At 73.1% G+C, this 17,918-nt stretch carries 14 protein-coding genes; 6 read left to right on the top strand and 8 right to left on the bottom strand.

Going from position 1 to position 17,918, the window contains the following annotated elements:
- The first annotated feature begins 35 nt into the window (after positions 1-35).
- Positions 36-1,382 carry a lanthionine synthetase LanC family protein gene (locus ACFWJX_RS00900; RefSeq protein ID WP_383234822.1) on the top strand — a complete coding sequence of 449 codons (1,347 nt, stop codon included), beginning with the start codon at positions 36-38 and terminating at the stop codon, positions 1,380-1,382.
- Here the strand turns inward: ACFWJX_RS00900 and ACFWJX_RS00895 are convergent.
- The 5 genes from ACFWJX_RS00895 to ACFWJX_RS00875 all read right to left on the bottom strand — a co-directional run bounded on the left by ACFWJX_RS00895 (position 1,334) and on the right by ACFWJX_RS00875 (position 8,066).
- Positions 1,334-2,485: an XdhC family protein gene (locus ACFWJX_RS00895; protein WP_383234819.1), complete on the bottom strand. Its 1,152-nt coding sequence runs from the start codon at positions 2,483-2,485 to the stop codon at positions 1,334-1,336. The two genes, ACFWJX_RS00900 and ACFWJX_RS00895, sit on opposite strands and share 49 nt — an antisense overlap.
- A 48-nt stretch (positions 2,486-2,533) precedes the next feature.
- Positions 2,534-3,991, bottom strand: coding sequence for an NCS2 family permease (locus ACFWJX_RS00890; RefSeq protein ID WP_383234816.1), 1,458 nt, complete (start codon positions 3,989-3,991; stop codon positions 2,534-2,536).
- A gap of 147 nt (positions 3,992-4,138) precedes the next feature.
- Positions 4,139-6,538, bottom strand: a complete 2,400-nt coding sequence (locus ACFWJX_RS00885; protein WP_383235887.1) for a xanthine dehydrogenase family protein molybdopterin-binding subunit — start codon at positions 6,536-6,538, stop codon at positions 4,139-4,141.
- A 26-nt stretch (positions 6,539-6,564) separates the two neighbouring features.
- A complete protein-coding gene (locus ACFWJX_RS00880) occupies positions 6,565-7,176 on the bottom strand; it encodes a (2Fe-2S)-binding protein (protein WP_383234813.1) in 612 nt (203 codons plus the stop codon).
- Entirely contained in the window at positions 7,176-8,066 is an 891-nt protein-coding gene (locus ACFWJX_RS00875; RefSeq protein ID WP_383234810.1) for an FAD binding domain-containing protein, read from the bottom strand. Before ACFWJX_RS00875 ends, ACFWJX_RS00880 begins: the two co-directional genes overlap by 1 nt.
- Before the next feature lie 367 nt (positions 8,067-8,433).
- Here ACFWJX_RS00875 and ACFWJX_RS00870 point away from each other — a divergent pair, with 367 nt between their 5' ends.
- Positions 8,434-10,116 (top strand): PucR family transcriptional regulator, encoded by a 1,683-nt coding sequence (locus tag ACFWJX_RS00870; RefSeq protein ID WP_383234807.1) that lies wholly within the window; start codon positions 8,434-8,436, stop codon positions 10,114-10,116.
- 312 nt (positions 10,117-10,428) lie between these two features.
- A complete protein-coding gene (locus tag ACFWJX_RS00865) occupies positions 10,429-11,205 on the top strand; it encodes a hypothetical protein (RefSeq protein ID WP_383234805.1) in 777 nt (258 codons plus the stop codon).
- A 388-nt stretch (positions 11,206-11,593) separates the two neighbouring features.
- On the opposite strand, the gene ACFWJX_RS00860 is transcribed toward ACFWJX_RS00865, so the two are convergent.
- Positions 11,594-12,421 (bottom strand): GntR family transcriptional regulator, encoded by an 828-nt coding sequence (locus ACFWJX_RS00860; RefSeq protein WP_383234802.1) that lies wholly within the window; start codon positions 12,419-12,421, stop codon positions 11,594-11,596.
- Positions 12,422-12,578: 157 nt separating this feature from the next.
- On the opposite strand from ACFWJX_RS00860, the gene ACFWJX_RS00855 reads away from it, so the two are divergent.
- Both ACFWJX_RS00855 and ACFWJX_RS00850 read left to right on the top strand, forming a co-directional pair.
- Complete coding sequence (locus ACFWJX_RS00855) at positions 12,579-13,421, top strand: (2Fe-2S)-binding protein (protein ID WP_383234799.1); 843 nt, start codon at positions 12,579-12,581, stop codon at positions 13,419-13,421.
- 303 nt (positions 13,422-13,724) lie between these two features.
- The gene (locus ACFWJX_RS00850; RefSeq protein WP_383234796.1) at positions 13,725-14,768 is read left to right on the top strand and encodes a DUF2637 domain-containing protein; all 1,044 of its coding nucleotides are present in this window, start codon (positions 13,725-13,727) and stop codon (positions 14,766-14,768) included.
- 87 nt (positions 14,769-14,855) lie between these two features.
- Here the strand turns inward: ACFWJX_RS00850 and ACFWJX_RS00845 are convergent, their stop codons facing one another.
- Both ACFWJX_RS00845 and ACFWJX_RS00840 read right to left on the bottom strand, forming a co-directional pair.
- A complete protein-coding gene (locus tag ACFWJX_RS00845) occupies positions 14,856-15,341 on the bottom strand; it encodes an ATP-binding protein (RefSeq protein ID WP_383234793.1) in 486 nt (161 codons plus the stop codon).
- A 351-nt stretch (positions 15,342-15,692) separates the two neighbouring features.
- Positions 15,693-16,304, bottom strand: coding sequence for a hypothetical protein (locus ACFWJX_RS00840; protein WP_383234790.1), 612 nt, complete (start codon positions 16,302-16,304; stop codon positions 15,693-15,695).
- Between the two features lie 186 nt (positions 16,305-16,490).
- Here ACFWJX_RS00840 and ACFWJX_RS00835 point away from each other — a divergent pair, with 186 nt between their 5' ends.
- Positions 16,491-17,915 carry a helix-turn-helix domain-containing protein gene (locus tag ACFWJX_RS00835; protein WP_383234788.1) on the top strand — a complete coding sequence of 475 codons (1,425 nt, stop codon included), beginning with the start codon at positions 16,491-16,493 and terminating at the stop codon, positions 17,913-17,915.
- Positions 17,916-17,918: the final 3 nt, after the last annotated feature.

The following is a 17,918-nucleotide window of genomic DNA, read 5'->3' as shown; positions in this document are numbered from 1 at the left end:
TGGGCAGCTCCCGGCGCCCATGACAAGGTGAGCCCATGACGGGCGTGGACGTGCGGGCGGAAGAGGTCGAGACGCTGGCGGTGGACGGGCTGCGGTGGCTGCTCGGGGTCGCCCGTGCGACGGACGGCGGGGGGCTCGGATGGCCCGCCGCCCCCTCCGACGAGGCGGTCGGGACGGACCTGTACACCGGAACCGCCGGGATCGTGCCGACGCTGCTGGAGGCGCGGCGGCACTTCGGGGACGACGTCTACGGCGACGCCGCCCTGCGCGCGGCACGCACGCTCGCGGTGGCCGCCGAGACCTGCGAGGACGACTCGCTGTACTTCGGGCGCACCGGCATCGCCCTCGTCCTGCGGGCCGTCCACCGCGAGCTGGGCGACAGAGCGGCCGGGGCCGCCGCCGACCGCGCCCTGGTACGGGTGCGGTCACGGTTCGACGGGACGCGCTGGGGCGAGCTGTTCGAGCTGATGGGCGGCAACGCGGGCATCGGCCTCGGCGCGCTCGCGGCGGGCGACCCCGAACTGGCCGTACGGGCGCTGGAGCCGTATCTGCGGACGGCCGAGGAGACCGCGGCGGGTGTGCGGTGGGCGCACCGGCCCGGCGTCGAGGCGCGGCTGCACCACATCTCGCACGGCACGCTCGGGATCGTGTACGGCCTGGCCGCGGTCGGCGGAGCGACCGGCCGCACGGACCTGGTGGAGCTGGCAAGGGCCGGGGCCGCGGACGTCGTGGCCCGCGACGAAGCGGGCGGAACCGGTTTCCTGGTCCCGCACTCCGACCCGCAGTACCGGCCCGATCTCATCGAGCGGTACAGCTACGGCTGGTGCCACGGGCCGACCGGGGACGCCCAGGTCTTCCGGCTGCTGCGGGAGGTCCTCGCCGAGCGGGTCTGGCAGGAACTCGCCGACCGCTGCTGGCACACCGTCACGCACTCCGGTCTGCCGAGCCGGCTGCGCCCCGGCTTCTGGGACAACCAGGCCCGCTGCTGCGGCACGGCGGGGGTGCTGGCGCTGGCCTGCGACCGGATCGCCGAGCAGGACGACCCGCCGGAGTTCGCGCGGGTCCTGGTCGCCGACCTCATGACCCGGGCGACCCGTGACGCCGACGGCGCCCGCTGGTCCAACATCGAGCACCGGGCCGACCCGAGCGTCCTGGCACCCCGGGCCGGCTGGGGAGCGGGCGGCGCGGGCATCGTGCGCGAGCTGCTGCGCTTCGTGCGGTTGAGCGAGTCGGGCGACCCGCACTACGCGTTCGCCTGGCCGGACCAGCCGGTGGTCCGCCGGGGAACGATCCCCGCACCGGTTACCGTGCAGGCTCAGGCGGCGGTCCGTGCTCAGGCGACCGAGCCGATCCTCCCGGCCGGCACCGACGCCGTGTCGTGATGGATCGGGGTGTGCGCCCCGGTCAGCGACACGCCGCTGCCGCCACGCCGGTCGGCGACGATCTCGGCGGCGATGGACAGGGCGGTCTCCTCGGGCGTACGGGCGCCCAGGTCGAGCCCGATGGGTGACCGGAGCCGGGCCAGCTCCAGCTCGGTGACGCCGACCTCGCGGAGCCGCTCGTTACGGTCCAGATGGGTGCGGCGCGAGCCCATGGCGCCGACGTAGGCGACCGGCAGCCGCAGGGCGAGCCGGAGCAGCGGGACGTCGAACTTGGCGTCGTGGGTGAGGACGCACAGCACCGTCCGCGCGTCCACCTCCGTGCGCTCCAGGTACCGGTGCGGCCAGTCGACGACGATCTCGTCGGCCTCGGGGAAACGGTTACGGGTGGCGAACACCGGGCGGGCGTCGCACACCGTGACGCGGTAGCCGAGGAACCTGCCGATCCGTACCAGCGCCGACGCGAAGTCGATCGCGCCGAAGACGATCATGCGGGGCGGCGGCACCGAGGCCTCGACGAGGACGGTGAGCGGGGCCCCGCACCGGGAGCCCCCCTCACCGATCTCCAGGGTGCCGGTGCGGCCCGCGTCCAGGAAGGCGCCGGCCTCGGCGGCCACCGTCCGGTCCAGTTCCGGATGGGCGCCGAAGCCGCCGTCGTAGGAGCCGTCGGGGCCCACGAGCAGGGCCCGGCCGACGAGTTCGGCCGGGCCGCTCACGACGCGGGCCAGCGCCGCCGCCGTACCGGATGCCGCGGCCCGCAGGCCTGCCGTGACGACCGGGCGGACCGGGTCGCCGGCCCGCACCGGGGTGACGAGGATGTCGACGACGCCGCCGCAGGTCAGTCCGACGGCGAAGGCGTCGTCGTCGCTGTAGCCGAAGCGTTCGAGGACCGACTCCCCGTCGGCGAGGGCCTGTTGGCACAGTTCGTACACCGCGCCCTCCACACAGCCGCCGGAGACCGATCCGATCGCCGTGCCGTCGGCGTCCACCGCGAGGGCGGCGCCCGGCCGGCGGGGCGCGCTGCCGCCGACGGCCACCACGGTGGCGACGGCGAAGTCACGGCCCTGCTCGACCCACCGGTTCAGCTCCTCGGCGATGTCCAACATGTCTCGGTCTCCTTGACTGCGGTCGTGTGGAGGGCGGTCGGGGCGCGGCTAGTGGACGCCGAGCCAGCTCTCGATGGGGTTGAGGGCGAAGTACACCAGGAAGATCACCGTCAGCCCCCACATGAAGGCGCCGATCTCCCTGGCCTTGCCCTGGGCGGCCTTGACGGCCACGTACGAGATGACGCCGGCCGCGACGCCCGCGGTGATCGAGTAGGTGAACGGCATGATCACGACGGTGAGGAAGACCGGGACGGCGGTGGCCCGGTCGGACCAGTCGACATGGCGGGCGTTCATCATCATCATGGCGCCGATGACCACCAGGGCCGCGGCGGCGACCTCGCCCGGCACGATCGCCGTCAGCGGTGTGAAGAACAGGCAGGCCGCGAAGAACAGGCCGGTGACGACCGAGGAGAGGCCGGTCCGGGCGCCCTCTCCGACGCCGGTCGCCGACTCGACGAACACGGTCTGGCCGGAGGCGCCCGCGACGCCGCCGATCGCGCCGCCGGCGCCGTCGACGAACAGTGCCTTGGACAGGCCGGGCATCCGGCCCTGCTCGTCGGCGAGTTTCGCCTCGGTGCCGACGCCGATGATGGTGGCCATCGCGTCGAAGAACCCGGCGAGCACGAGCGTGAACACGATCATGCCGACGGTCATCGCGCCGACCTCGCCCCAGCCGCCGAACTCGACATGGCCCAGGAGCGAGAAGTCGGGCATGGAGACGGCGCCGCCGTGCAGTTCGGGAGCGCCGCTCGCCCACTGCTTCGGGTCGATGACGTCCAGTGCGTTGAGGAGGACGGCGAGTACGGTGCCGCCGACGATGCCGATCAGGATGGCGCCGGGGATGCCGCGCGCCTGGAGCATGAAAATGGCGAGCAGGGTGACGGCGAACAGGAGCACGGGCCAGCCGGCCAGTTCGCCCGCCGGGCCGAGCGAGACGGGGGTCGCCTCGCCCCGGTGCACGAAGCCGGCCTTGTAGAAACCGATCAGGGCGACGAACAGGCCGATGCCCATGGTGATCGCGTGCTTGAGGGCGAGCGGGATCGCGTTCATGATCATCTCGCGCAGGCCGGTGACGACCAGCAGCATGATGACCACGCCGTAGATCACGCACATGCCCATCGCCTGCGGCCAGGTCATCTGCGGGGCGACCTGGGAGGCGAGGACTCCGGAGACGGAGAGGCCGGCGGCGAGCGCGAGGGGCACCTTGCCGGCGAAGCCCATCAGCAGGGTGCTGAGGGCCGCCGCGAACGCGGTCGCGGTGATCAGGGCCTGCTGGCCCAGGGTGGCCCCCGACGCGTCCTTGCCGGACAGGATCAGGGGGTTGAGCAGGAGGATGTACGCCATCGCCATGAAGGTGGTGACGCCGCCGCGCACTTCACGCGTGACGGTCGATCCTCTCTGGGATATGTGAAAGTACCGGTCGAGCCAGGACCTGCCGGCCGGGACGCGGGTTCCCTCGCCCGCGTCTTCGGCTGTGGTCCTGGGCTCCAGTGACTGCTGGGTCATGGTGCCGTCTCCCAAGGTTCACAGGGACACCCGCGGTTGCCGTCGGCGGTCGCGGGATTTGGGATGTGCACGGCCCGGGGGACGGCCCAGGACGGACAGTTGGGGGTCCGGGGGACGAACTCGGCGTCCCCGGACGGACTTGCCGGTTCAGTCCGTGGAGGGAGCTGTTCCGGTGAGGTGTTCCGGGCGGACCGGTGTCCTGTTCAGCTCCAGCCCGGTGGCGTCGCGGATCGCCGCGAGCACCGCCGGGGTCGAGGACAGGGTCGGGGCCTCGCCGATGCCGCGCAGCCCGTACGGGGCGTGGTCGTCGGCGAGTTCGAGGACGTCGACCGGGATGGTCGGCGTGTCGAGGATGGTCGGGATCAGGTAGTCCGTGAAGGACGGGTTGCGCACCTTCGCGGTCTTCGGGTCGACGATGATCTCCTCCATCACCGCGATGCCCAGGCCCTGGACGGTGCCGCCCTGGATCTGGCCGAGGACGGACAGCGGGTTGAGGGCCTTGCCGACGTCCTGGGCGCAGGCCAGTTCGACGACCTTGACCATGCCCAGTTCGGTGTCGACCTCGACGACCGCGCGGTGGGCGGCGAAGGAGTACTGCACATGGCCGAAGCCCTGGCCGGTGCGCAGGTCGAAGGGTTCGGTGGGCCGGTGCCGCCACTCCTCCTCGACCTCCACGGCCTCGTCGCCGAGGACGTCCACCAGGTCGGCGAGCACCTCGCCGCCGTCGGTGACGACCTTGCCGCCCTCCAGCAGCAGTTCGGCGGTGGCCCAGGCCGGGTGGTAGGAGCCGAACTTGCGGCGCCCGATCTCCAGCACCTTCTCCCGGACCAGCTCGCAGGAGTTCTTCACGGCGCCGCCGGTGACGTACGTCTGCCGCGAGGCCGAGGTCGAACCGGCGCTGCCCACCTCCGTGTTGGCCGGGTGGATGGTGACCTGGGCGACGCCCAGCTCGGTGCGGGCGATCTGCGCGTGGACGGTGACCCCGCCCTGGCCGACCTCCGCCATCGCGGTGTGCACGGTGGCCACCGGCTCCCCGCCGACCACCTCCATCCGCACCCGGGCGGTCGAGTAGTCGTCGAAGCCCTCGGAGAAGCCGACGTTCTTGATGCCCACCGCGTAACCGATTCCCCGGACGACGCCTTCGCCGTGCGTGGTGTTGGACAGACCGCCGGGCAGCTGCCGTACGTCCGCGCCCTCGCTGGACTCCCACTGGCGCTCCGGCGGCAGGGGCATCGCCTTGACGCGGCGCAGGAGTTCGGCGACCGGGGCCGGGGAGTCGACGGGCTGGCCGGTCGGCATGATCGCGCCCTGTTCCATGGCGTTGAGCTGCCGGAACTCCACCGGGTCCAGGCCCAGTCGCCGGGCCACCTTGTCCATCTGCGCCTCGTAGGCGAAGCACGCCTGGACCGCGCCGAAGCCGCGCATCGCGCCGCAGGGCGGGTTGTTGGTGTACAGGGCGACGGCCTCGACCTCCACGTCGTCGACGACGTACGGGCCGACGCCGAGGGAGGCCGCGTTGCCGACGACGGCCGGGGAGGCGGAGGCGTACGCGCCGCCGTCGAGGACGATGCGGCACTTCACGTGGGTGAGCTTGCCGTCCTTGGTCGCGCCGTGCTCGTAGTACAGGCGGGCCGGGTGGCGGTGGACGTGGCCGAAGAAGGACTCGAAACGGTTGTAGACGATTTTGACGGGTTTCCCGGTGCGCAGCGCCAGCAGGCAGGCGTGGATCTGCATGGACAGGTCCTCGCGGCCGCCGAACGCGCCGCCGACGCCGGCCAGCGTCATCCGGACCTTGTCCTCGGGCAGGCCGAGGACGGGCGCGATCTGGCGCAGGTCGGAGTGGAGCCACTGGGTGGCGATGTAGAGGTGGACGCCACCGTCCTCCTCGGGCACGGCGAGGCCGGACTCGGGGCCGAGGAAGGCCTGGTCCTGCATGCCGAAGTAGTACTCGCCCCTGACCACGACATCGGCCTTCTCGGCGGCCTTGGTCACGTCGCCGCGGATGATCGGCTGGCGGTGCACGATGTTCGGGTGCGCGACATGGCCGGCGTGGTGGTCGTCGCGGCCCTCGTGGACGTGGATCGCGTCGGGCGCGGTGGCCGAGGCCTCGTCGGTGATGACGGGCAGTTCGCGGTACTCGACCTTGATCCTGGCGGCGGCCCGGCGGGCGGTCTCGGGGTGGTCGGCGGCGACGATCGCGACCGGTTCGCCGTGGTGGCGGACCTTGCCGTGGGCGAGGACGGGGGTGTCCTGGATCTCCAGACCGTAGTTCCGCACCTCCGTCGGCAGGTCGTCGTAGGTCATGACGGCGTACACGCCCGGCAGCGCGAGGGCCTCGGCGGTGTCGATGGAGACGATCTCGGCGTGCGCGACGGTGGAGCGCAGGATCTGGCCCCAGAGCATGTCCTCGTGCCACATGTCGGACGAGTACGCGAACTCGCCGGTGACCTTGAGGGTGCCGTCCGGGCGCAGCGTGGACTCGCCGACACCGCCCTTGGTCCGCGAACCCTGGGTGATCTTGGTGGGGGTGCCGTTGGGGGAGGACATCGTGCTGTTGGAGGATCCGGACACCGTCAGACCACCTCTCCCTGCCGGGCGGCCGCCAGGCGGACCGCGTCCATGATTTTTTCGTAACCGGTGCAGCGGCACAGGTTGCCCGAGAGCGCCTCGCGGATGTCCGCGTCGGTCGGGTTCGGGTTGTGTTCCAGCATCTCGTCGGCGGCGACCAGCAGGCCGGGGGTGCAGAAGCCGCACTGGACGGCGCCGGCGTCGATGAACGCCTGCTGGACCGGGGAGAGTTCGGCGCCCTCACCGGTGTGGGAGTCCTGCGGCCTCGCCGCCCAGCCCTTGGCCTCGTCGAGCGAGACGCCCTCCGGCGTGCCGTCCGGGGTGCCGTCGGAGTGGCCTCCGCAGGCGCCGGTCCCGCAGGACCGCTGCCTGGCGAAGTCCGCCAGGCCCTCGACGGTGACGACCTCGCGGCCCTCGACCTGGCCGGCGGCGACCAGACAGGAGCAGACCGGCACGCCGTCGAGACGGACGGTGCAGGAACCGCATTCGCCCTGTTCGCAGGCGTTCTTGGAGCCGGGCAGGCCGAGCCGCTCACGCAGCACGTACAGCAGGGACTCGCCCTCCCACACGTCGTCGGCCTCCTGCGGGCGTCCGTTGACGGTGAAGTTGACGCGCATCACGCAGCTCCCTCGGTGGTGCGGCGGGTGCCGCGGTACGACTCCCAGGTCCAGGTCAGGGTCCGGCGGGCCATGACGCCGACCGCGTGGCGGCGGTAGCTCGCGGTGCCCCGGACGTCGTCGATCGGGTTGCAGGCGGCGGCGCACAGGTCGGCGAACTGCTTGGCGACCGACGGGGTGATGATTTGCCCGTTGTCCCAGAAACCGCCTTCGTCGAGCGCGGCGTTCAGGAACTCCTCCGCGGTCCTCGCCCGGACGGGGGTCGGCGCGGCCGAACCGATGCCGGTGCGGACGGTACGGGTCTCGGGGTGCAGGGCCAGTCCGAAGGCGCACACCGCGATCACCATGGCGTTGCGGGTGCCGACCTTGGAGTACTGCTGGGGGCCGTCGGCCTTCTTGATGTGGACGGCGCGGATCAGCTCGTCGGCGGCGAGCGCGTTGCGCTTCACACCCGTGTAGAAGTCGTCGATGGGGATACGGCGGGAGCCGCGCACCGACTCGACCTCGACCTCGGCGCCGGCCGCGAGGAGGGCGGGGTGGGCGTCACCCGCCGGGGAGGCGGTGCCGAGGTTGCCGCCGACGCCGCCGCGGTTGCGGATCTGCGGGGAGGCCACGGTGTGCGAGGCGAGGGCCAGGCCGGGCAGCTCGGACCGCAGGTTCTCCATGATCTTGGTGTAGGGGACGGAGGCACCGAGCCGCACGGAGTCCTCGCCGGCCTCCCACTCGTACAGGTCGCCGACGCGGCCCAGGTCGAGGAGGTACTCGGGCCGCCGGTGGTCGAAGTTGATCTCGACCATCACATCGGTGCCACCCGCGATCGGCACGGCGGTGGGGTGCTCGGCCTTCGCGGCGAGCGCCTCCTGCCAGCTGGCGGGGCGAAGGAAGTCCATGACCGGCTCTCTTCTTGGTCTCGTGAGTCGTTCGGTTCGAGCCAGATCGGGTGCGGCGGTCCCGGCTCGTTCATGTGCTGTTCACGCGGATCGTGGCCAGTACACAGCGCCGTACTCCGCCCGGGTCAGTCACGGAAACCATGAAGGAGTTGGCTGGTCGGGGCGGGCATCTTGTAGATTCGTATGAACGGAGGTCATCGGTAACCTCCCAGTTCTCCCGTGGAAACACGGGAAACAACCCGGCAATCTGAGAAAGCCGCTCGTGAGGGTGGGCATGAGGGCCGGGAGCCCGTCACCGGGGCCCGCTCGCCCCGCGACCCCTCACCCTTCATCGTAGATTTCCGGACAAAGAACGGCGGCGACGAGAATGCGGCTGCGCGCACTGCTGGACACCGACGCGCTGGGCCTGCGGCTGCTCGGCGGCCAGGACGAGCTGGACCGTACGGTACGCGGGGTCATGACCACCGACCTGCGGGATCCGAGCCGCTACCTCTCCGGGGGTGAGCTGGTGCTGACGGGGCTGGCCTGGCGCCGGGACGCCGCGGACGCCGAGCCCTTCGTACGGCTCCTGGTGCAGGCCGGGGTGGCCGCGCTCGCCGCCGGTGAGGCCGAGCTGGGCGATGTGCCCGACGACCTGGTCCTGGCCTGCGCCCGGCACCGGCTGCCGCTGTTCGCGGTGCACGAGTCGGTGGCGTTCGCGACGATCACCGAACACGTCGTACGACAGGTGTCCGGGGAGCGTGCCGGGGACCTCGCGGCGGTCGTCGACCGGCACCGCCGGATGATGACCTCGGGGCCGGCGGGCGGCGGCCCGGACGTGGTCCTCGACCTGCTCGGCTCCGACCTGGACCTGCGGGCGTGGGTGCTGTCCCCCGCGGGCCGGCTCATCGCGGGCCCGAAGACGGCGGGGCCGGCGCTCCCGGCGGAAGTGCGCGCGAAGCTGGCCGCCGAGCATCTGGCGGCCGTCCGCACCGGCCGGCGGAGCCCGCACCGGGTGCTCGTCGGCGGGGCGACGTACTCGCTGTTCCCGATCCGCAGCAGCGGGCGCGCCGCGCAGGCCGTCCATGCCGCGCGGGACGTGCGCGAGACGGTCCTGTCGGACTGGCTGCTCGCCGTCGAGGCGGACGCCGGGGACTGGGCGGAGGAACGGCTCGACCTGCTCCAGGGCGTCACCCAGCTCATCTCGGTCGAGCGGGACCGGCGGGACGCGGCGCGCACGGTGCGCAGACGGCTCGCCCAGGAGGTCCTCGAACTCGTCCAGACGGGCGCGGCGCCCGCCGAGATCGCGGCCCGGCTGCGGGTCGCGGCGCCGGTGCTGCTGCCGGGGCTGGGGGCCGCGCCGCACTGGCAGGTGGTCGTGGCGCGCGTCGAATGGGACGGCGGGGAGATCGAGGGCGGCCCGGTCACCCAGTCGCTCCTGGAGGAGATCCTCGTCGACCCGCACGCCACCGGTCCCGAGCCCTCCGACCGGGTAGCCGTCGCCCACACCGGGGACGAGGCCATCGCCCTCGTCCCGCTCCCGGCGGTCTCCAGCGAGCACGACGGCTCGGAGTCCGGCGTCCTCGCGGACGCCCTCCTGGCCTCGGTACGGGAACCGCTTGCCGGGGGTCTCGACGGCGACGGCCGGGTCACGCTGGGCGTCAGCGCGGCGGTGCACTCCGCGGAGGGGCTGCGGGGCGCTCTGGAGGAGGCCCGGCACGCCCGCCGGGTGGCGGCGGCCCGTCCGGGCCGGGTGTGCGCGGCGGGCCACCAGGAACTGGCCTCGCACGTCCTGCTCCTGCCGTTCGTCCCCGACGACGTCCGCCGGGCCTTCACCGCCCGCCTCCTGGACCCGCTGCGCGAGTACGACCGCCGGCACCGCGCCGAGCTGATCCCCACGCTGGAGGCGTTCCTGGACTGCGACGGCTCCTGGACCCGCTGCGCGTCCCGGCTCCACCTGCACGTCAACACGCTGCGCTACCGCGTCGGCCGCATCGAGCAGTTGACGGGCCGTGACCTTTCACGGCTCGAGGACAAGCTGGACTTCTTCCTGGCACTGCGCATGAGCTGAAACCTGTGGAGCCCTTGAGTCCCCCGACTTTGTGAAAAGCTTCACCCGCCCCCTTGGCCCGGCCGTGCGATCCGTGTTGAGATGCGGCCACCACTCATGGCTCAACGGTGTGCCGGGCCTGTCCTTCGGATCAGGTCGGTAGTGAGGGGCGGTGCCTCGGCACGCCGGTGAGCGGGGCTGGGTGCGCGCAGGTGCAGGGCGGCGGAGGGAGTCGACGCGGAGCGTCGAGGACCGACGACGACGCCGCAGGTGTGCGTGCCCGGCCCCGCGACCTCGAGCTGATCCGAAGGACAGGACCCCGGGGAGGGCAACGTGGCGTATTCCGCCATGTCTGGCAATGGAACTTCCGCTGGTGACGATCCCCTCCAGACCGCGGTGTGGCGGCTGCGCTCGCGGGCCTGCTGGGCCGACGCCGCGGCGCTGCTTCCGCCGGACAGCGCGGCGGGGGCCGTCCAGCGGGCCGCTCTCTTCGTGGAACGGTGCCTCTACACCGAACAGGGCTGGCAGGAGGCCGAGGACGCGCTGCGGACGGCGGAGGCCCTGGCCCACACCGACGAGGAGCGGGGCGCCGCCGCTTGTGAACGCGGGCACTTGGCTTACACGGCGACGGTGCACGGGGTGCGCGACCGGGCCGACGAGGCGCGGGCCGCGCTCGGCCGGGCGGCCGCGCTGATCCCTCCGGACGCGGCGGGGCGGCCCCTGCTGGACTTCCGGCGCGGGCTGCTCGCGGAGAACCTGACCCGCTCCCCGCAGTCCGCGCGCGCCGCCTACCGGCGCGCGCACGCGGCCGCCGCGGCCCGCTCGGACGCCCTGCTGCTGTCCTTCACCTGGCGTCATCTCGCGGGCCTCGCCTTGCGCGACGGCGACACGGCCGAGGCTCGCCACGGCTTCGCCGAATCCCTGCGCATCCGGGAGGAGTTGGGCTACCTGGTCGGTACGGCCCCGGCCCTGGTGTCCCTGGCGGACGCCGAGACCGAGCCGGAGGCGTCCCGGCTGCGCGAGGAGGCACGGCGCCTGTTCCGCCTCCTGGGCGGCGTACCGACCTGGCTGGCCCGGCAGTTGGCACCACCACCGGCGGCTACGGCGTAGGGGTCCCAAGCCGGGCCGGGGTCGCCCCCCGCCCGGCTTCGGGGCGCCGGGTCGGCCTGGCGGGCACGGCGGTCGGCGACCGGCGGCCACGGGGACGGGGCCGGGGCCGGGGCCGGGGCAAACCCGGACACTCCGCTGCTGAGGGGGCCTATCGGCGTGGGCGGCAGAGTACTTGGCGCCCAGCGGCGGCTGAGGCGTGGGGAGCGAGCAGGGCGGGGGCGGTCCGGACCCGGCTTCGCAGGGCCGTATCCGAGTGGTTGACACGGCGGTCGGCGTCCACCGGCGGCGGTGGCACGGGGACGGAGGGCGGCGGGACCGCGACCGGTCCGGCCCCTTCCGGCCCCTTCCGGTCGGTTCCGGTCGGTTCCGGTCGGTTCGGTCCGATCCCTCAGCGCGAGCCCGCGAAATGCTCCCGCACGAGCGCCTGCACCACGTCCACGTCCCCCGCCCCCAGCGCCTCCAGCAGCGTGAGGTGTTCCGCCGCGTCCGCCAGCAGATCGGCCCGGCCGCGCGACACGGACCCTCCCACCAGGGGCCATTGGGACCGGCGGTGCAGGTCCTCCGCGACGGAGACCAGCTGGTCGTTGCCGCACAGGGCGAGGACGGCGCGGTGGAAGGCGCGGTCGGACTCGGCGTACGTGGCGCGGCAGCCGGAGGCCGCGGCCCGGACGGTCGCCTCGGCGAGAGGGCGCAGTTCCGTCCAGCGTTCGGCGGGGACGGTGCGGGCGAGCCGCAGCATCACGGGGACCTCGATCAGGGCCCGTACCTCGGCCAGCTCGGCCAGCTCCCGCGTGCCGCGCACGATCACCCGGAACCCCCGGTTGGGCACGACCTCGACGGCGCCCTCCAGGGCCAGCTGCTGCATCGCCTCGCGGACCGGGGTCGCGGAGACGCCGAAACGCTCGCCGAGGGCGGGCGCGGAGTACACCTCGCCGGGCATCAGCTCGCCGGTGACCAGCGCGGTGCGCAGGGCGTCGAGGATCTGGCCGCGGACGGAGGACCGCTGGACGAGGGGCCGGGGACGCGGGAAGGAGGTCTCGCCGTGGGTGTGCTCGCCGCGTACGGCCCCGGAACCGCCGTCCGGGCCGGACATCCGGACGCCGGCGGCGGGAGCCGGCGTGCCCCGGTCCCGCTCGGCGGCGTGCGGCTGCGCGGGCACCCGCGGCCCCGCGCCGGGGATCCCCGTGCCGGCAGAGCCCTGCGCGCTCCGCTCCACGGGTCCTCCTCCGGACGTATCGGTACTTGGGGTCATTACGGCTGGTTGTTACTCGTCCGTCAAGCACCTTAGGCGTACTGGCCGCCAGTTCAAATCCCGAACATGTTCGGTAAGGTAAGGCTTACCTCGCATTCCCTGCTGGATCGGTGGTTCCGGTATGCCCATACGCCTGTCGGCCGTGACGGACGCTTACGCCCGCCTCGCCGAGGCCTGTCCGGGTCTCACCGTCAGGGAACTGGAGCACGGCGAACCGGCCCCGCGCGGCGGCGGCTGGGTGTCGGCGGCGGCGCTCGCGGAGGGCGGCGCGGACCTGGACGCCTTCCTGGCCTGGGACGACGCCCAGGTGGTGCGGGACTACGGGCAGCCGGCCCGGCCGGACGTGGTGGCGAGCTTCGGACTGCACCGGTACGCCTGGCCCGCCTGCCTCCTCATCACCACCCCCTGGTTCCTGCACCGTCGGGTCCCCCGCCTCCCGGTGACCCACGTCTCCTACGACCGCACCGGCGGCGGGATGCGGATGGCCGTCCGCGCGCCCGACTCGTTCGCCTGCCTGCCGGGCGACCCGGCGGCGGCCCTGCCCGGCGCCCGGGTGGTCCCGGACGAGGAGACGCTGCGCGCGGAGGTGCGAGCCGCCGTCGCCGAGCACCACGAGCCGGTGCTGGCCGGCTTCGGCCCGCGCACCCGGCGGCGCGGTCGCGCCCTGTGGGGCATGGTCACGGACGAGATCGTCGAGGGCCTCTGGTACGTCGCCGAACTGCTCGGCGAGGGCGACCGCGCCCGGCACGAACTGGAGCTGCTGCTGCCGGGCGCGACCCGGCCGTACGTCGGCTCGGCGGCCTTCCGGGAACTGACCGGACCGGACGGGGAGCCGCTGCCCACCCGGGACCGGGCGAGCTGCTGCATGTTCTACACGGTGCGCCCCGAGGACACCTGCGCCACCTGCCCGCGCACCTGCGACGCGGACCGGCTCGCCAAACTCACCGCCGCCGCCGCGAGTTGAGGCAACCTCAGGTCGGTCCGGCACCCCGCGTCCCGTAAGATCACCCGAACGAGACTCCCCTCACTCGTCGCGGGTGTTTCACAACTTCCTCACTTGCCACGGGAACTTTCCGTGGAACCACCCGTACGGGTAGTCTTATTCGCACTCAACTCCCGCCCCTCAAGCGCCAGTTCGAGCAGATCGTCGCCCTGGGCATCCCCTTGCACTTCCTTGGCGGCCTCTTGCCCCGAAACCCCCTGAGGGACGGCGGGATTGGGCCACTATGGCGGGCGTTACGCCCTATCCCAATGCAAGGGACCCCAGATGAGACTGACCGACATATCGCTGAACTGGCTGCTTCCGGGCGCCGTGCTGCTCCTGGGCATGCTGGCGGCGGTGGCGGTGCTCGCGCGCGGAAAGCGCTCCTCAGGGGACGCGAGCGACGACTCGTGGGAGCGCACCGAAGAGCGCCGCAGGCGCAAGGAGGCCATATACGGCACCGCCTCCTACGTCCTGCTGTTCTGCTGCGCGGCGGTGGCCGCCGCGCTCTCCTTCCACGGACTGGTCGGCTTCGGCCGGCAGAACCTGAACCTGACCGGCGGCTGGGAGTACCTCGTGCCGTTCGGCCTGGACGGGGCGGCGATGTTCTGCTCCGTGCTCGCCGTGCGCGAGGCCAGCCACGGTGACGCGGCCCTGGGCTCCCGGATACTCGTATGGACGTTCGCGGGTGCCGCTGCCTGGTTCAACTGGGTGCACGCCCCCCGCGGTCTCGGCCACGACGGCGCCCCGCAGTTCTTCTCCGGCATGTCCCTGTCGGCGGCCGTCCTGTTCGACCGCGCCCTGAAGCAGACCCGCCGGGCCGCGCTGCGCGAGCAGGGCCTGGTGCCGCGTCCACTGCCCCAGATCCGTGTCGTGCGCTGGCTGCGGGCCCCCCGCGAGACCTACAGGGCGTGGTCGCTGATGCTCCTGGAGGGCGTGCGCAGCCTGGACGAGGCCGTCGACGAGGTGCGCGAGGACAAGCGACAGAAGGAGACGGCGCGCCTGCGCCGCCGCGAGCAGGACCGTGTGGAGCGCGCCCAGCTCAAGGCGATCAGCCGCGGACACCGCGGGTTCCCCGGCCGCGGCGGCCGGCAGCTGGAAGCCCAGGCCTCCCTGGAGCGGGCCACGGAACGCGTTCCCGCGGAGCCTGCCATAGCGGCGAACTCGCCGGAACAACTGCCCGTGCGTTCGCGGCCCTCCCTCCAGCCCGTCCGTCAGAGCACTGACCCGATCACCGTCGACCTCACCGCGGAGGACGACACGATGGCCCTGCCGCGTCTGGACTCCCTGGAACGCAAGCTCAAGGACCTGGAGCAGCAGTTCGGCTGACCAACGGTCACAAGCGGTTACGGGAAGGGGGCGCGACCGACGAGGTCGCGCCCCCTTCCCGCTTTCCCGTTCTACCGTTCCTACCGCTTACGCCATTTCGGCGCCCAGTTCGAACCAGACCGCTTTCCCGATCCCGTGCGGCCGTACGCCCCACGCGTCGGCGAGGGACTGCACCAGGACCAGACCCCGGCCGTGCGTACCGTCGCCGGTGCCCGGTCTGCGCGGCTGCGGACGGCCGGCCACGAAGTCCCGTACCTCCACCCGCAGACCGTCCGGTCCGACGGTCGCCGTCAGGACCGCGTCCTGATCGGTGTGGACGAGCGCGTTGGTGACCAGTTCGCTGGTGAGCAGTTCCGCGGTCTCCGACAGTCCGGGCCTCCCCCAGTGCCGCAGCAGTTCGCGCAGCGCCCGGCGCGTCTCGGGTACGGCCCTCAGATCGGCCCGCCCGAGTCTGCGCCGGAACTGGGACGTGCGCCCCCGCTCGCCGCCGCCTGCCGTGTCCTCCACTGTCTGCGTCCTCGCCGAGGTGTTCGCGATCACGGTCGAACCGCTGCCTCGTGCCTGCCTCTTCATGACCCCCGCCCGCGTGCCGATGTCGGTTTCCCTCCTGCTCGAACACGTTCACGGGATGCTTGCCCCCTTGGGCGGCGGGCCAGTCATGTCCGATCGTCGACGACCAGGTGTTCGGCCATGTCCCGGCGGGCTCCAGGACTTCCCCGCCGGGTGGCGGCCCTGCCCGGCCCCGGCACCGGCGCGCGAAGTTGGCCGGAATCAGCTCTACTCGGAGCGCGCGATCCGTGGACCCGTGCCACGCGCGCGGCACGCCGTCCGGCCGTCGGCGTACTCGTCGGCGCGGGGCCACCGGCCCTCCCGACCCCCGTGGCGGGAGGGCCCGCGGCCCCGTCTCTTCAGTTGGTCGAGCGGTCAGCGGAGCTTGTTGACGGCCGTGGTCGTCGTCTTCTTGAAGGCCTTCACCGGGGCGTCCCCGAAGTCGCCCATCTGTCCCCACTGCACAAGGGTCACGGTCCGGCCGTCGCGGCCGACGGACAGCAGGTGGACGTCGGTGGCGCCCCAGGAGGTCACGGTGTGCAGGCCGTGGACGCGGGCGCCCTCCTCGACCGCGATGCTGCCGTAGTCCTTCACGGCGGCCTCCGTCTCGGGATCGTTCTGCTCGATCTCCGTGGCGCAGGTGCGCATCTCCTTGTTCAGACGGGTCTGGAGCGCCTTCGCCTTCGACGCGCTGCCGACGACGACCGTGACCTGTACGGCACCGGTGTCGAGGTCGGTGCGGAACTCCCGGTGGCGGGCGTCGTAGCCGGGCAACGCGTCCGTCACGCAGCCGAGCAGCGAGTCCGGGACGCCGTCCTCGACCCGGTCGGCCGTCCAGGACGAGGACGGGTGCGGCGGAAGGTCCCTGGCGGCAAGGAATCCCGGCGCCTTCGGGGCGGCGCCGGCCGGTACGGCGAGTACGGTGCCGAGGGCGAGGCCCGCGGTGGCGAGTGCGGTGAGCGCTGCGGTTCGAGTGCGGTTGGGCATGGGTGTCCCCCGTGGACGAGTGCTGTCGGACGCATGGTTCGGTACGGCCGCCGGGATGCCGGATGGTCGATGCGGCTCCGCTCGGCGGCGACGGCACCAGCATCGGCGGTCGCCGTGGCCCGGAGCAAGCTCCGGCACCCGGCCGGCGGGCATGGAACCATCCCAGCCCACCTGACGTGCAGGTATATGAGTGCCTGGGATGGCACCCGGGCCGGGCGGAACGACGGCGGGCACGATTTCAGGTGCACCGCCGAGTACGACGGTGAGTACGACCGCGAGTACGAGTTCGACTGCGACGGCGAGTACGGAGGAACGGTGTCGACCGGTGACGGCGGGGAAGAGGTCGCGGAGTTCGCGGCCCTGCTGACGGAGCTGAAGGAGCGCACGGGCCGGAGCTACGGCTCCCTGGCGCGCCGCCTCGGCATGAACACCTCCACGCTGCACCGCTACTGCGCCGGCGAGGCCGTACCGCAGGACCTCGCCCCCGTGGAACGGCTCGCGGAGTTCAGCGGGGCGACACCGGAGGAACGACTCGAAGTGCACCGCCGGTGGCTGCGGGCGGTGGCGGTCCGCCAGGCGGCACGGCCCCGCGCGGCCGCGACGACCGAGCCGGAGACGGCGGTCTCGGAGGCCGAGCCCGTCGATGAGACAACGGCCGGAGGGACGGTGGGATCGGACGGCGGGCCGCCCCGGCCCTGGTACCGCCGTCGGCGCACCGCGCTGCTCGCCGCCGTCGCCTGCGCACTCCTCGCGACGCTCGGCACACTCTCCGCACTCCCGGCCGACCGGTCCCCGTCGGCCTCCCCGCCCTCGCCGTCGTCCTCGGCGGACACGTCCGTCTCCGCACCGGCCCGTACGACGGCCCCGGCGGCCCCGCGTCCCTCGTCGACGGCCTCCCCGAGCCGCTCCCCCTCCCCCACGCCCGGCGGCGCCTCGCCCACGCCGGGCACGCCGGAGCCGTCCGCCCCCGGAGGGATCGCGCCCGAGGACACGACGGTCCCGCTGACCTGGACCGCCGACTCCCAGGCCTGGGCGCTGGGTTGCGGTCACGACTACGTCGTCGCCCAGCCGCCCGCCAGGGTCCCGCCGCCCCCGGCCGCGCAGGACGCCGCGCCGTGGGCCGCGGCCCAGGGCGCCGTGCACGGGCGCGAGACCGTCGTGGAGATCTCGGTGCAGGGCCGCAGCTCCACGGCCGTCGTCCTGACGGCGCTCCGCGTCCGCGTGGTCGGCCGCGCCGACCCGGCCCCCGGCAACGTGTACGCCATGGACCAGGGCTGCGGCGGCTCGATCAGCCCCCGCTACTTCGCCGTCGACCTGGACCGGGACCGCCCGATCGCCCGCTCGGTCGCCGGCAACGACACCGGCACGCCGATCCCGGCGGTCCGGATGCCGTACCGGGTGTCCGCGACGGACCCGGAGGTGCTGCTGGTCACCGCGCGCACGGAGGGCTGCGACTGCTCCTGGTACCTGGAACTCGACTGGTCCTCCGAGGGCCGCGCCGGCACGGTCCGCATCGACGACCACGGCCGTCCGTTCCGGACCAGGAGCATCGCGGGTCTGCCCCGCTACATGTACGACACCTCCGTGCGCCGGTGGACGCCGTACCAGTAGGGG

The sequence above is a fragment of the Streptomyces sp. NPDC058335 genome (assembly GCF_042723915.1).
Classification (GTDB): Bacteria; Actinomycetota; Actinomycetes; order Streptomycetales; family Streptomycetaceae; genus Streptomyces.
The sequence above is the reverse complement of the archived record's forward strand: the minus strand, read 5'-3'. Positions and strand labels throughout refer to the sequence as shown.